This window comes from Cupriavidus necator (assembly GCF_013141915.1).
GTDB classification, from domain to species: Bacteria; Pseudomonadota; Gammaproteobacteria; order Burkholderiales; family Burkholderiaceae; genus Cupriavidus; species Cupriavidus necator_B.
This window is the reverse complement of record NZ_SROX01000006.1, coordinates 96062-109259: the sequence shown is the minus strand read 5'-3', so window position 1 is coordinate 109259 and position 13198 is coordinate 96062. Positions and strand designations below refer to the sequence as shown.

Annotated in this window: 10 protein-coding genes; 7 read left to right on the top strand and 3 right to left on the bottom strand. The window is 68.2% G+C overall.

Annotation, left to right across the window (positions count from 1 at the left end):
* Window positions 1-5 precede the first annotated feature (5 nt).
* The gene (locus tag E5S69_RS13705; RefSeq protein WP_171515197.1) at window positions 6-467 is read left to right on the top strand and encodes a MarR family winged helix-turn-helix transcriptional regulator; all 462 of its coding nucleotides are present in this window, start codon (window positions 6-8) and stop codon (window positions 465-467) included.
* A 35-nt stretch (window positions 468-502) separates the two neighbouring features.
* Here E5S69_RS13705 and E5S69_RS13700 read toward each other — a convergent pair whose 3' ends face one another.
* Window positions 503-1168: a response regulator gene (locus tag E5S69_RS13700; protein ID WP_171515196.1), complete on the bottom strand. Its 666-nt coding sequence runs from the start codon at window positions 1166-1168 to the stop codon at window positions 503-505.
* A 275-nt stretch (window positions 1169-1443) separates the two neighbouring features.
* Window positions 1444-2400 (bottom strand): LysR family transcriptional regulator, encoded by a 957-nt coding sequence (locus tag E5S69_RS13695; RefSeq protein ID WP_171515195.1) that lies wholly within the window; start codon window positions 2398-2400, stop codon window positions 1444-1446.
* Window positions 2401-3203: 803 nt separating this feature from the next.
* Here E5S69_RS13695 and E5S69_RS13690 point away from each other — a divergent pair.
* The 5 genes from E5S69_RS13690 to E5S69_RS13670 all read left to right on the top strand — a co-directional run bounded on the left by E5S69_RS13690 (window position 3204) and on the right by E5S69_RS13670 (window position 7480).
* Window positions 3204-3494, top strand: a complete 291-nt coding sequence (locus E5S69_RS13690; protein ID WP_171515194.1) for a transposase — start codon at window positions 3204-3206, stop codon at window positions 3492-3494.
* 69 nt (window positions 3495-3563) lie between these two features.
* On the top strand, window positions 3564-3944 hold the full coding sequence (locus tag E5S69_RS13685; RefSeq protein WP_171515193.1) for a hypothetical protein: 381 nt from the start codon (window positions 3564-3566) through the stop codon (window positions 3942-3944).
* A 52-nt stretch (window positions 3945-3996) separates the two neighbouring features.
* Window positions 3997-5334, top strand: coding sequence for a DUF3300 domain-containing protein (locus E5S69_RS13680; protein ID WP_171515192.1), 1338 nt, complete (start codon window positions 3997-3999; stop codon window positions 5332-5334).
* 3 nt (window positions 5335-5337) lie between these two features.
* Window positions 5338-6216 carry a DUF2950 domain-containing protein gene (locus E5S69_RS13675; RefSeq protein WP_171515191.1) on the top strand — a complete coding sequence of 293 codons (879 nt, stop codon included), beginning with the start codon at window positions 5338-5340 and terminating at the stop codon, window positions 6214-6216.
* Window positions 6217-6391: 175 nt separating this feature from the next.
* Entirely contained in the window at window positions 6392-7480 is a 1089-nt protein-coding gene (locus tag E5S69_RS13670) for an alpha/beta hydrolase family esterase (protein ID WP_171515190.1), read from the top strand.
* Window positions 7481-7551: 71 nt separating this feature from the next.
* On the opposite strand, the gene E5S69_RS13665 is transcribed toward E5S69_RS13670, so the two are convergent.
* Complete coding sequence (locus E5S69_RS13665) at window positions 7552-8862, bottom strand: MFS transporter (protein ID WP_171515189.1); 1311 nt, start codon at window positions 8860-8862, stop codon at window positions 7552-7554.
* A 305-nt stretch (window positions 8863-9167) separates the two neighbouring features.
* Here E5S69_RS13665 and E5S69_RS13660 point away from each other — a divergent pair, with 305 nt between their 5' ends.
* A complete protein-coding gene (locus tag E5S69_RS13660) occupies window positions 9168-13121 on the top strand; it encodes a DUF748 domain-containing protein (protein ID WP_171515188.1) in 3954 nt (1317 codons plus the stop codon).
* The last annotated feature ends 77 nt before the right edge of the window (window positions 13122-13198 follow it).

Sequence of the window (13198 nt, the reverse complement as noted above, 5' to 3'; positions counted from 1 at the left end):
AATGGATGGAACTGGAGCGACAGAGCGTGGCCGTATTGCAGCAGTTCGGCCGAACCTATCGCGCCTATGCGGGGGCGTTCGAGCAGCGCATGGGACTGCCCTTGCCGCGCTGGCGCATCCTCCATGCGCTGCATCACCAGGAGGGCGCCATCGGCCAGAAGGCACTGGCCGACCTCGTCGTCATGGACCCCGGTGCGCTGACGCGCCAGCTCAAGGCCATGCAGGAACTGGGCTGGGTCGAGCGCTCCACGTCCGAGCGCGACAACCGCGTGACCCATGTCACGCTCTCGCCGGCCGGCCGCGAGGTGGTGGCCCGCGCCATGCCGCTGCGCTCGGCCTTTCTTGAGGACGTGCTGTCGGAGGTGTCGCCCACGACCATGCGCGAGCTGTCGCGCGGGCTCGCCCGCCTCGAGGCGGGCATTGCCCACGCGCAGGCGCGGGCGGCGGAGCAGGCCGACGCGGCCTGATGCCGTGGCGCCATCAGAGGCGCGCGGCGTGGCGCTCAGCCGCTCAGCAGCAGGCCGTTGAGCGCGGCAAACTCGAACAGCTCGCGGTCGTTGGTTACGCCGAGCTTCTGCATGGCGCAGTTCTTCTGCCGGCTGATGGTCTTGACGCTGCGGCACAACTGGATGGCGATCTCGCTGACCGAGCGCCCGGTCAGGTATAGCCGCAATACCTCCATTTCCCGCCGCGACAGGCGTTGCGCACCGGCCCGTCCCGTTCCCAAGGGGCCGCCCGGATCGGCATGCGACAGGACTTCCATGGCCGACTTGCCGATGTAGTGAAAGCCGCGCTGGATCCGGTAAACCACCGTGACCAGTTCGGTCAGCGGGGCGTCCTTCAGCACCAGGCCATGGATCTGGGTGTCGAGAATCGAGCGCAGCACCAGCGGGTTGGTAATCATGGTCAGCACGATCACGGCCATTGACGGGTGCCGTCGCCGCAGGCTCGCCAGCAGCCGCAGTCCGTCGCTGTTGCGTTCGCCCTGCGCGGGCATGTGGTAGTCCGTGATGACGACATCGGGGCGCAGGCTGTCGATGCTGTTGAGCAGCGCGGTCGCGCTGGTGACGCTGCCGCAGACTTCCCAGCCGGTCTGGGTGTGCAAGCGGTCTGCGACGGCCGCCGAGACCAGCGGGTGGTCGTCGGCAAGCAGGATCCTCAATGCCATCGGGTTGCTCCTCGATTCTTGTTCAGGCGGCGCAGCCTTCGGCGAACGTCAAGAAAACGCCGCACGCCAAGGGGACGTGCGGCGCAAAAATGACGCCAGACAGCAAGGCGCCGGACAACTGCTTGCATCGCTGCCGGTCCGGGCCAAACGGGAGACGGCCGGACTGCGGCAATGCCATGGCAGCATAGCGGCGCATCAGTCCGCCCGAACTAGGAGGATTCGTAAATCATGGCCCGGCATGACGCCTGGGCCAGCCAGCGCGCCGCCCCGCAGCCTCAGGTGGCAGCGGTCTCGGCCTGGAATGCGGCGCGTGCGTTGCGGCGTCCGTCGATGGCCTTGAGCGGGTCGCGCAGCACGGCGCTGCCGACTTCCATTACGTCGCGCAGCACGCCCTGGTCGCGGCTGCGGTCCGGCCCCCAGAAATGCAGCGCGGCCCATTCGGGGAAACTGCTTGGCGGCGCCAGCAGCCGGGTCTTGCGCTCGCGCGTGACCAGCGGCACGTTGAAATCCAGCACCGGGCAGATGCCGCCGGCGGAATGCAGCAGCGTGATCTGTGTATGCCAGGATGGCACCACAGTCTCGCGATGGCCGGGTGTGATGGCTTGCCGGCTCAGGAAGGCTCGCAGCGGGCTGCCGGCCTCGCTGTCTTCCTGCAACAGGATCCAGGCACTCTCGCTGTCCGGGCTGCCGCCGCGCGTGGCGCTGACCAGCCGCCGCGGCGTCGCCATGATGTTGTGCTGGCGCACGCGTTCGGGATCGTGCGCGCTGTCGACCACGAAGGCGCAGTCAAGCTCGCCATCGCCCAGCTGGCCGGCAAGCGCAGCGTCGGCAATCACCGGGCGCGTGACAAAGCTGTCTTGCGGAAATTGCTCGCACAGCGCGGTCAGGATCTCGGTGATGACCGGATCGCCGATCGACGAAGAAAAGCCGATGGAGACACGCCGGCCGCCGTCGCGGCGCTTGTTCAGGCCAGATTCGCCGGGCCGCACCAGGTGATTCCATTTGGCCAGGATCTGGCGCGCCGTCTGTTCCAGGCGCAGCGCGTGCGGCGTGGGCTCTAGCATGCCGTTGCGCTTGACGAACAGCGGGTCGCCGGTGATTTCGCGCAAGCGCGCCAGGCTGTAGGCCACCGTGGGCACGCGTCCCTGGGTGCAGGCGGCAACCGCGGTCAGGTCGCGGTATTCCATGACGAGAACAAAGACATGCAACAACTTCGTGCTGACATGACGCATTCCGACTTCTCCCGATACATGACTTCGCTTTCTTTTTCTGTCGGTCCGACGCAAACAGCAAGGCGCCAGTCATGACGCGCATGAAACCAGGGCGCACCGCGCGCTTCAGCCAGGTACGCTGGCGATGGCGCCACGCAGGGCGAACTGAGTGGACTAATACGAAGCCCGCAAGCAAAGTCTCGGGCACGATGCTTCACGACACGCGTGACACGCCGGTGTCCGACAGGACTCGACCAACTGCGTCGCGCCGCTTTGATCCACCAAAATCCGGCGCGTGCCGGCGGCCCGGGATGGAACCGGCGTACTGGGCGACTCCTTGACGGTGCACGCTGCCAGGACCGCGCTTCTGCCGGTGCCGTGGGGCATCGTGCGAAGGCGTTTGAAATTTAGTTGTGCCGAGGAAGCTTAATACATGCTTAGAAAAAGTCATAGAAACTTGAATTGATGACTGACTTATTGAATTCTTTTCCCTAGTTTTGTATCGCGCCCAAGACATGGCTTAAAATCAGCGTTTGCGGCCTGGTTTGGCGCCAAATGCCGGTTTCCAGAAAACTCGTCATCCCCCGCTTGGGTGAGGTTTAGTAACAATGAGTTCGCGCTCGTTCCAAATTGGAATAACGAAATTTCGTAATCCGTACCGAGGTTACGGCACCGGTGTGCCCCGATAATTTTCTTAACTCGCACCGCGAAGACACTGAATTGCCTTTTGCGGCGGCCGTAGGCTAACTTACGGCGAGAGTCGGCACGGTGGGCGTCGCGGCTATGCGACGCCTGCGCCTCGCCGTTGCGAAGCGGAGAGATTCGTGAACAGACGGTATTCGGAAGAGCAGATCCGTGGTTATCTGGCCGAGGCGGCCAGCGGCGTGCCGGTGCGCGAGTTGTGCGCGCGCTATGGCTTCAGCGATGCATCGTTCTACGGATGGCGCAGCCGCTACGGCCAGCTGGGCAACGGCGAGGCGCGTGACGGGCGCAAGCTGCGCGAACTGCAGGAAGAAAATGCGCGGCTGAAGAGTATGCTTGCGGATGCGCTGCTCAAGCTTGAGTTGATGCGCAACCGTACCGGCCGCCGTGGCGGCAGCGACAAGGGCCGCTAGCGGCGGACGGTTCCTGCAACCTGCCCACGGCAGGCACAGATTTGTCGTGGATGGCTCTGGAGTCTAGGTTTGACGAAGTTTCTGATCAAGGCGGGCATGCTGGCCTGCACCGCCATGGCGGCGGCCCCGTTGTGGGCAGCCGGCAATGCCAGCGCGGCTTCGGCCGCGGCGGCCGGCACGCCGATGGTGGCGCCGCCACCGCCACGAATGCTGGATGAGGCCACGGCGGTGGTGGAAGGGCCTGGCGGCACGCTTTCAGCGTCGCAGCGCCAGCACTGCCAGGGCTTGCTCGACCAGATCAATGCATTGCCCGGTGGGCCCCAATGGTCCACCGGCAAAGAGTCGGTCACCACGGCTGACGGGCGCACCTACCCGACGCTGGAACGCCAGGCGGATCGCAAGCGCCTGGAAGAAGCGTATCGCCAGCAGTGCGCGCAGGAACGCCGCTGAGCGGCGCACCGCGGCCGGCCGGCTGTCACTTGCTGACTTGTGGAGCGTCACTATGCATCGTCTTCAACAGCTCTTCGCATGGTGCCTGGCACTGATGTTGACGGCGCCGCTGCAGCCCGCGCTGGCGCAAACCACGCTGAGCCACGCACAGCTGGACCAGCTGACCGCGCCGGTGGCGTTATATCCGGACGCGCTGCTGTCCCAGGTGTTGATGGCGGCCACCTATCCGGCCGACGTGGCCGCGGCGGCGCAATGGTCCAAGGCCAATCCCAGCCTGTCGGGCGACGCCGCGACCAAGGCAGTGGCCAGCCAGAACTGGGATCCCAGCGTGCAGTCGCTGGCCGCCTTCCCGTCGGTGCTCGACATGATGGGACGCCAGCCGCAGTGGGTGCAGTCCGTCGGCGATGCGTTCCTGGCGCAGCCCAACGATGTGATGGACTCGGTGCAGCGGCTGCGCTTGCAAGCGCAGAACGCGGGCACGCTCAAGACCACCGAGCAGCAGAAGGTGGTGACCCAGAGTTCAGGCGGCACCACCATCGTGCAGATCGAGCCGGCCAATCCGCAAGTGGTCTACGTGCCCGCCTATAACCCGACCACGGTGTACGGCACCTGGCCGTATCCGGCCTATCCGCCGGCGTATTACCCGCCGCCGCCTGGCTCGGTGTTCGCCACGGCACTGGTGTCCGGCATCGGCTTCGGGCTGGGCGTGGCCGCGGTCGATGCGATGTGGGGCGGATTCGACTGGCACGATCACGATGTCAATATCAACGTGAACCGCTACAACAACATCAATGTCAACCAGCGCCTGGATGTGAATCGCGCCAACGTGAACTGGCAGCACGACCCGGCCCGGCGCGGCAATGTGCCGTACAACAATGCGGCGGTGCGCGGCCGTTATGACCAGCAGCGCCAGGCCGGCCTGGCCAATCGCCAGGCGGGGGCGCAGCCGGGCCAGCGCGTCGGCGGCGCCGGGGCCGTGCCGCGCGAGCCCTCCGCGCGCGACCAGGCACGCGAGCGCGCCGCCCGTTCGTTCGAAGGCCGTACCGGCCAGGCGATTCCTGGCCATGCCGGCGGCGTGGCCGGTCGCGCCGAGGGCGCGCGGCCCGGCGCGGGCACGCGCACGCCGCGGCCCGCGGGTGCCGAGCACCAGCGCGCGGACCAGGCCGCAGCGCGCGAGCGCGCGCACCACGCCAATCGCGACAGCGCGCTGCGCGACGCCGGCAATGGCGACCGCATGCGCCAGCAGACGCAGCGCGCCGCGTCGTTTGAGCACCATGCGGCGCCGGTGCGTCCGGCCGGGTTCCACCAGGGGGCCGTGCGTCAGGGCGGTGGACCGGGGGGCGGAGGCCGGCTGGGCGGCGGTGAACATTTTGGCCATGGCCGGAGGTAAAGCATGATGCGCAAGACCGGTAACCTGATTTTTGCGCTCGGCTTTGCGCGCGGGGCGCGCGTGCTGCCGCTGGTGGCTGCTGCCCTTGCCTTGTCGCTGGCCGTTCCCGCCGCGGCGCAACAGGTTTTTCCGAGCCCGCAAGCGGCGGCCGATGCGCTTGGCGATGCCATCGCGCGCAGCGATGGCGACGCGCTGCAGCGCGTGCTTGGCCGGCAATACCGGTCACTGGTGCCGCAGGGCTCGATCGACCAGGACGACGTCTATGACTTCCTGGGTGCATGGGCGCGCCACCACGCCGTGCAGCCCGACGGCGACCGCCGCGCCCGCATTGCAGTGGGAGAGAGCGGATGGACCTTCCCCGTGCCGCTGGCCCGGCAGAAGGACGGCTGGCAGTTCGACCTGCCAGCCGGCAAGCAGGAAGTGCGCCGCCGCCGCCTCGGGCGCAATGAGCTGGTCACCATGGAAACCCTGCTGCAGCTGGCGGACGCGCAGCAGCGCTATGCCGAGCAGGTGGGCCAGGGCCGCTACGCCAGGCGGCTGATCAGCACGGCAGGCAAGACCGACGGACTTTACTGGCCTGCCGCCAGCGAGGAGGATGCAAGCCCGCTTGGCCTCGACGCACTGGCGATGGGCCCCGAAACGCCTGCCGCCGACGCGTTCTACGGCTATCACTACCGCATCCTGCCTGCTGGCCCCGGGGGCGATGGCGGCTACGGCCTGATCGCATGGCCTGCGCGCTACGGCGATACCGGCGTCCATACCTTCCTGCTCGGCAGCGACCGCGTGTTCTACGAACGCGACCTGGGTCCCGGCACGGCCGCGCGCGCCAAGGCCCTTCGCAGCTTCTCGCCCGACGGCTGGAAGCGGGTGGCCGATCGCTGACCTCTGCGGCTTGCGCTGTCCGGCGGTCGTGGGGCCGCCGGAGGGCACCGCGGCACTTCCGCCGTTGCACTCCGGCTTACCTCGCCGCCGATGGCGGGTGGGCTTCTCTTGGCTGTGGTATGCTGCAACGCAACAATACAGGCATAGGGGGAGATTCCGTCATACAGGAGTCCTCATGACCAAGAGTCTTGCCACCGACTGGCAGGCGCGCATGCGGCGCCTAAGCCGAGTGCAGGCCCGTACGGAAGCCCAGGTAAAGTCCTGGCTCGAGCACATGGATTCGCTCAATCCGCTCACGCCGGCACGCCCGGCGGCCCCTTCCCGGCGGGGCCGAACCGCGCGGCAGTTACCTCCGTCAGATACCTTGCGAGGCACCTGGCAGGCGCACCGTTTGCGCCTAGCGCCCATGCCGGGCGAACTGGTGCCCCAGCTTTCCTACCACCTCTACATCCCCTCCAAGGCTCACCGCGGTCCGTTGCCGGTGGTGGTGTTGCTGCATGGCTGTCGGCAGACGCCCGATGATTTGTCCGCGGGCACGCGCATGAATGCCCTGGCCGAACGCGAGGGCTTTATCGTCGCCTACCCGCAACAGCCATTGCGCCGCCAGATGCAGCGCTGCTGGCAGTGGTTTGACCTGGGCGCGGCCGACGGCGGACGCGAGGCGCAGGCGGTGGCGGCGCTGGTCGACGCGCTGGCGGCGCGCCATGATGTGAGCGAGCGCGAGATCTACCTGGCGGGCATGTCGGCCGGCGCGGCGATGGCCGCGGTGGTTGCGCTGCGCTACCCGGACAAGGTGGCGGCGGTGGCGCTCCATTCCGGCGTGGTCATCGGCGCGGCAGATAATCCGCGCGCCGGCTTGCGCGCGATGCAGGCAGGCTCCGAGGCCGAGCCCGCCTGGCTGCTCGATGCCGCCGGCGTGACGCCGGGCGGTCCCGAGATGCCCGCGCTGGTGATCCATGGACTCGCCGACGATGCGGTGCATCCGGTCAACGGGCGCCTGCTGGCGCGGCAGTTCCTGGCCTACAACGGCCTTGAAGACCGCCTCGCCGGCCGTCCCGCGCGGTTCGAGCCGGAGGGTAATGTCCCCGGCCGGTCTCATGAATACCGCTTCGGCCGCTGGCGCCGCGACCTGGTGACGCTGGTCGAGGTAGAGGGACTGGGCCACGCGTGGAGCGGTGGCGACGACCGCTACAGTTATCACAGCGATATCGGGCCGGATGCCAGCACGATGATGTGGCAGTTTCTCCGCCAGCACCGACGCTGAGGCGCGCCCGCGCGTGCACATGACAAAGGGAGGGCGTCAGCCCTCCCTTCTTGCCTGCCGCAACGGTGGCATCAGCCGCGCGCCCGGTCCTTGACGAACAGCGCGGTCACCATGCCAAGCACGCACAGCGCCACCACATAGTGCGCCGGCGCCAGCGGGTCGTTCTTCAGCATCAGCGTCACCGCCATCGGCGTCAGCCCGCCGAAGATCGCATAGGACACGTTGTAGGAGAACGACAGCCCCGAGAACCTGACCTGCGCCGGGAACGCGTTGACCAGCACGAACGGCACCGCGCCAATGGTGCCGACCAGGAAGCCCGCGAGCGCATACAGCGGCAGCAGCAGGTCCGGGCGGGTGAAGAGGGTGGTGTAGAACACATAGGCGCACACCGCCAGCAGCAGCCCGCCGAAGAACAGCGTGCGGCGTGCCCCGATGCGGTCGGCCAGCGCGCCGGAAACGATGCAGCCGGCCGTCAGGCACAGCGTGGCCACGCTGTTGGCAACCAGCGCCGTGCGCGCGTCGAAGCCATACAGCTTCTGCAGGAAGGTGGGCGTCATCAGGATCACCACCACGATGCCGGCCGACAGCATCCAGGTCAGCAGCATCGACACCGCAACGCTGCCGCCGTGGTCCCGCATCACCGACTTCAGCGGCATTTCGGCGGCCAGCGCCTTGCGCTGCTGCAATTCGGCAAAGACCGGGGTCTCGTGCAGCCAGCGCCGCAGGTACATCGAGGCGATGCCGAACACGCCGCCGATCAGGAACGGCACGCGCCAGCCATAGTCAGCCAGCTGCGCCGGGGTGAAGACCGTGTTGATGCCGGTCGCCACCAGAGAGCCCAGCAGGATGCCGGCGGTCAGCCCCGCGGTCAGCGTGCCGCAGGCATAGCCGACATGGCGCGCCGGCACGTGCTCGGAGACAAAGACCCAGGCGCCCGGCACTTCGCCGCCGACGGCCGCGCCTTGCAGGATGCGCAGCAACAGCAGCAGCACCGGCGCGGCCAGCCCGATCGACTGGTAGGTCGGCATCAGCCCCATCAGCAGCGTGGGCACCGACATCAGCAGAATCGACAGAGTGAACATCTTCTTGCGGCCGAGCAGGTCGCCGAAGTGCGCCATGATGATGCCGCCGAGCGGCCGCGCCAGGTAGCCCGCGGCAAAAATGCCGAAGGTCTGCAGCTGGCGCAGCCAGTCGGGCACCGACGGCGGGAAGAACAGCTCGCCGATCACCGTCGCGAAGAACACGAAGATGATGAAGTCGTAGAATTCGAGCGCGCCGCCCAGGGCGGCAAGGGAAAGGGTCTTGTAATCCTGGCCGGTGAGCGCGCGCGCGCCGGCGCGCGGCGTGCCGACACCCGCGGCGGTACTGCTGGTGGTAGACATGGAATGGACTCGCATGGAAGAGGACGCATGCGAAGCGGGCAGCACGGAATAACGTGATGGATGTGGCCGGAGGGTACAGCGCAGGGGAGGCAGGCACGACGCGGCGGGTAAGCCACAGGCTTGCGACGCTTCGCAAAGGACGTAAAGATACCAGATCGGCCCATTAGGCGTTGAGCGGTCAAGCTGGCGCCGATCCGATTTCTTTGCTTTGTCTGTAACCGTTGCCATAATGTCGAAAAATGTGAAATCCGGGGCACAAAGAAGCGTGCAGCGCCGGAGCGCGGGGTCAGATCTTCTGGAACATCATGGCATTCAAGCAATCCATCCAGGCTGCAGCCACCGTGGCTGCCACGCCGCGCGGCCGGCTGGCCATGCGTATCGCGGGCGGCGTGGCGGCGGCGCTGGCGGTGTTCGGGCTGGCGGGGTATTTCGGCGGCCCGCCGCTGATCCAATACCTGGTTGAAAAGCACGCGACCGAGGCACTTGGGCGCAAGGTCACGCTGGGGCAGGCGCATGTGCGGCCGTTCGAACTGGCGGCCACGCTGACCGACCTGACCATCTACGAGCGTGACGGCAAGACGCCGGCGCTGACGCTGGGCGAGGCGCAGGCCGATACCTCGCTGGCCTCCATCTGGCACCTGGCGCCGGTGGTGGACAACCTGCATGTCGACCGCCTGGCGGTGCACGTGGTGCGCGGCGCCGACGGCCGCATGAGCTTTGCCGATGTGCAGGAAAAGTTTGCGGCGCTGCCGCCCAAACCGGCCGATGCCGAGCCGGCACGCTTCTCGGTGAACAACATCGCCGTGACCGGCAGCAGCCTGCGCTATGACGACAAGCTCCTCGACACCACGCTGCGCGTCGACAACCTGACGCTGACGCTGCCGTTCCTCTCCAACCTGCCGCACGACGTCGAGATCGTGACCCGGCCCACCCTGAGCGCGCAGGTCAACGGCACGCCGCTGGCGCTGGACGGCGAGGTGCTGCCCTTTGCCGATTCGCGCCAGACCCGGCTCAACGTCAACCTGGACGGGCTCGAAGTGGCGCGGCTGATGGCGTTCGCGCCGACGCTGCGCGATGCCGAGGTCAAGTCCGGCAAGCTTGATACGCGCCTGAGGGTGGCGTTCCGCCAGCAGCAGGACACGCAGGAGATGGTGGTGATGGGCACCGCCGCGCTGCGCGATGCCGAGGTGCGCACGCGTGCCGGGCAGCCGCTGGTACGCAGCGGCAAGCTGGCGGTCGATATCGCCAGGCTGGAGCCGCTGGCACACCGCGCGCAGCTGCGCAGCGTCGAGATCGAAGGGCTGGCGGTGGAGGCGGCGCGGCGCGCCGACGGCTCGCTAAACCTGGCCACGGCATTCCTGCCGCAGGCGGCGAGCCGATCCACCGATGGGGTGGCGCCGGCGCCCACGCCGGCCTCGGCCCCCGCGGCAGCTTCGGCGGCGCCGGCTAACCCCGCGACGGCGGCGGCCAAGGAAATGCCGTGGCGCTATGCCGTCGACCGCATCGTGGTCCGGCAGGCCCGGCTGGGATTCGCAGACGCGCTGGCGCCATCGGGCCCGGGCAAGCTCGCGCTCGGGCCGCTCGATGCCGAGGTCAAGGGCTTGGCCGGCACCGACGGCGACAAGCCCGTGCGCGTCGAGGCTACGCTGACCGTGGCCGATGGCCAGACCCTGCACCACACCGGCGACCTGCTGCTGCGCGACGGCTCGATGGCCGGCACGCTCGAAACCACCGGCTTGCGGCCGCAAGGGTTTGCCGCCTGGTGGCCGCGCGAGTTGCGCAGCCAGTTCGGCACCACCGCGGTCAATGCGGAACTGCATTACCGCATGGCATGGGGCGCGCCGCAGTTCCAGTTCGTACTGGAAAAATCGCGGCTGGAGTTGGCGCCGCTGTACCTGGCCACGCGCGAGCCGGTGGTGATGCCGGCCGCCGCCGCGCCGCCCGGCACTGAAGCCAATGCGCCGGCCGCGGACCGGGCGCAGGGCGCCGGCCGCCGTGCGCGCGACCGCGCCGGCGACCGCGACGGTGCCGCACTGCCGCTGCTGCAGGCGCAGAAGCTGGTGCTGGAAGATATCGAGTTCGACCTCGCCAGACAGACCTTTGCCACCCGCCAGGTCACGCTGGCACAGCCGCAGATCGCGGCCACGCGCGACCATCGCGGCGAGCTGAGCGAGATGGCGCGGCTGTGGGCGGGCGAATCCGCGCAGCAGGCGCGCGCCACGCCGCGGCGCGCGGCGCCGGCCAGCGCCAATGGCGCTGGCGCGGGCGCGGGCGGCGCCTGGAAGGCCAATATCGGCAAGGTCGTGGTGGAAGGCGGCAGCGCCCGTCTCGCGGACTACCAGCCGGCCCAGGCCAACCGTGGCCGCCCGGTGATCCACCAGTTCCGCAATATCGGCCTGACCACCGGCGCCGTGGCCTGGCCGCTGACGCCGGCAGCGGTGCCGCTCAAACTGCATGCGGAGTCCGGCCGCCGCGGCGTGATCGGCATCGATGGCACGGTGTTGCCGGCCGTCCCGGCCAGCCGCCTGCAGCTGGACTTGCGCCAGGTCGACGTGAGCCCGTTGCAGCCTTACCTGGCCGACCGCTTCAACGCCGCGCTGCGCAGCGGTACGCTCACGGTCAAGGGCCGGCTCGATGTCGATGCGCCCACCGGCAAGCCGCTGTCCACGCATTTCAACGGCAATGTGCAGACCGGCAATGTGCGCACGGTGGACCGCGTCAGCGGCGACGACTTCCTGCGCTGGCGCTCGCTGGCGGTATCGGGCATCGACTTTGCGATGGACGACAGCAAGGGCCCGATGCGCGTGAGCCTGGGCAATGTCGCGCTGTCCGACTTCTACGCCCGCGTGATCCTGAACGCCAACGGCCGCCTGAACCTGCAGGATGTGATGTCCGGCGGCGCGGAGAAGGGCGAGGCCGCACCATCGACCAGCCTGACCCAGGCCAACCCGGCCTCGGCGCCGGCCGCGCCGCCGGTGCAGGCCGGCGATACCCGCACGGCCCAGGTCGAGCAGAAGCCCGGCGGGCCCAAGCCGCAAATCCGCATCGGCGGGGTCTCGGTCGACAAGGGCAACATCAATTTCTCGGACTTCTTCGTCAAGCCCAACTACACCGCCAACCTGACCGGCATGAAGGGCTCGGTGTCCAGGGTGTCGTCGGGCGATCCCACGCCGGCCGACCTGGTGCTGGACGGCCGCATCGACGACGACGCGCCGGTCAATATCAGCGGCAAGCTCAATCCGCTGGGCGAGCAGCTGTTCCTCGATATTGCCGCCAAGGCCTCCGGCGTCGAACTGACGCGGCTCACCCCCTATGCCGCCAAGTACGCCGGCTATCCCATCACCAAGGGCAAGCTGACCGTCGACGTAGCCTACAAGATCGAGAACGGCAAGCTCGATGCGCGCAACCACCTGTTCCTCGACCAGCTGACCTTTGGCGAACGTGTCGACAGCCCCGACGCGACCAAGCTGCCGGTGCTGCTGGCGGTGTCGCTGCTCAAGGACCGCAACGGCGTGATCGACGTGAACCTGCCGGTGTCGGGCTCGCTGTCGGACCCGGAGTTCAGCATCGGCGGCGTGATCGTGCGTGTGATCGTCAACCTGCTGACCAAGGCAATCACGTCGCCGTTCTCGCTGATTGCCTCGGCCTTCGGCGGCAGCGGCGAGGAACTGGGCTATGTCGAGTTCGCGCCCGGCACCGCCACGCTGACCCCGGCGGCGAAGGACAAGATCGCCAAGCTGGGCCAGGCGCTCAATGACCGGCCCTCGCTGCGGCTGGAGATCAGCGGCCGTATCGATCCCGCCACCGATGAAGCCGGCGCGCGCCGCGCGTGGCTCGATGCGCGCGTGGCGGAGCAGAAGCGCCGCGACCTGCGCGACAACGCGCAGGCGGGTGCCGACGCCGGCGAAGCCGAAGCCGGCGCGCAGGGCGCCGAGGTCAAGGTCAGCAAGGCCGAGTACCCCAAGTACCTGGAGCAGGTCTACCAGCGCACCTCGATGAAGAAGCCGCGCAACTTCGTCGGCTTTGCCAAGAGCTTGCCGCCGGAGGAGATGGAGAAGCTGCTGATGGCCAACGCCACCGTTACCGAGGCCGACCTGAAGCGCCTTGCCGAACAGCGCGCGCTGGCGGTCAAGCAGTCGCTCGAGCGCGATGGCAAGGTGCCCGAAAGCCGGCTGTTCCTGACCGCGCCAAGGCTCAGCGCCGAGGGCATCAAGGACAAGGGCACGCCCAACCGCGTGGACTTTTCCATCCGCGGCTAGTCCGGGTGGCGGCGCCGCACCGCGCGGCGCCGCCGCAGGCCCTGCGCCGAAAACCGGTATGATTCGGCCCGAACAAT

What these genes read in the sequence shown, in the direction of transcription:
- E5S69_RS13705 (WP_171515197.1), top strand. Translation starts at nt 6, where the DNA reads ATGGAACTGGAGCGACAGAGCGTGGCCGTATTGCAGCAGTTCGGCCGA.
- E5S69_RS13700 (WP_171515196.1), bottom strand. Translation starts at nt 1,168, where the DNA reads ATGGCATTGAGGATCCTGCTTGCCGACGACCACCCGCTGGTCTCGGCG.
- E5S69_RS13695 (WP_171515195.1), bottom strand. Translation starts at nt 2,400, where the DNA reads ATGCGTCATGTCAGCACGAAGTTGTTGCATGTCTTTGTTCTCGTCATG.
- E5S69_RS13680 (WP_171515192.1), top strand. Translation starts at nt 3,997, where the DNA reads ATGCATCGTCTTCAACAGCTCTTCGCATGGTGCCTGGCACTGATGTTG.
- E5S69_RS13675 (WP_171515191.1), top strand. Translation starts at nt 5,338, where the DNA reads ATGATGCGCAAGACCGGTAACCTGATTTTTGCGCTCGGCTTTGCGCGC.
- E5S69_RS13670 (WP_171515190.1), top strand. Translation starts at nt 6,392, where the DNA reads ATGACCAAGAGTCTTGCCACCGACTGGCAGGCGCGCATGCGGCGCCTA.
- E5S69_RS13665 (WP_171515189.1), bottom strand. Translation starts at nt 8,862, where the DNA reads ATGTCTACCACCAGCAGTACCGCCGCGGGTGTCGGCACGCCGCGCGCC.
- E5S69_RS13660 (WP_171515188.1), top strand. Translation starts at nt 9,168, where the DNA reads ATGGCATTCAAGCAATCCATCCAGGCTGCAGCCACCGTGGCTGCCACG.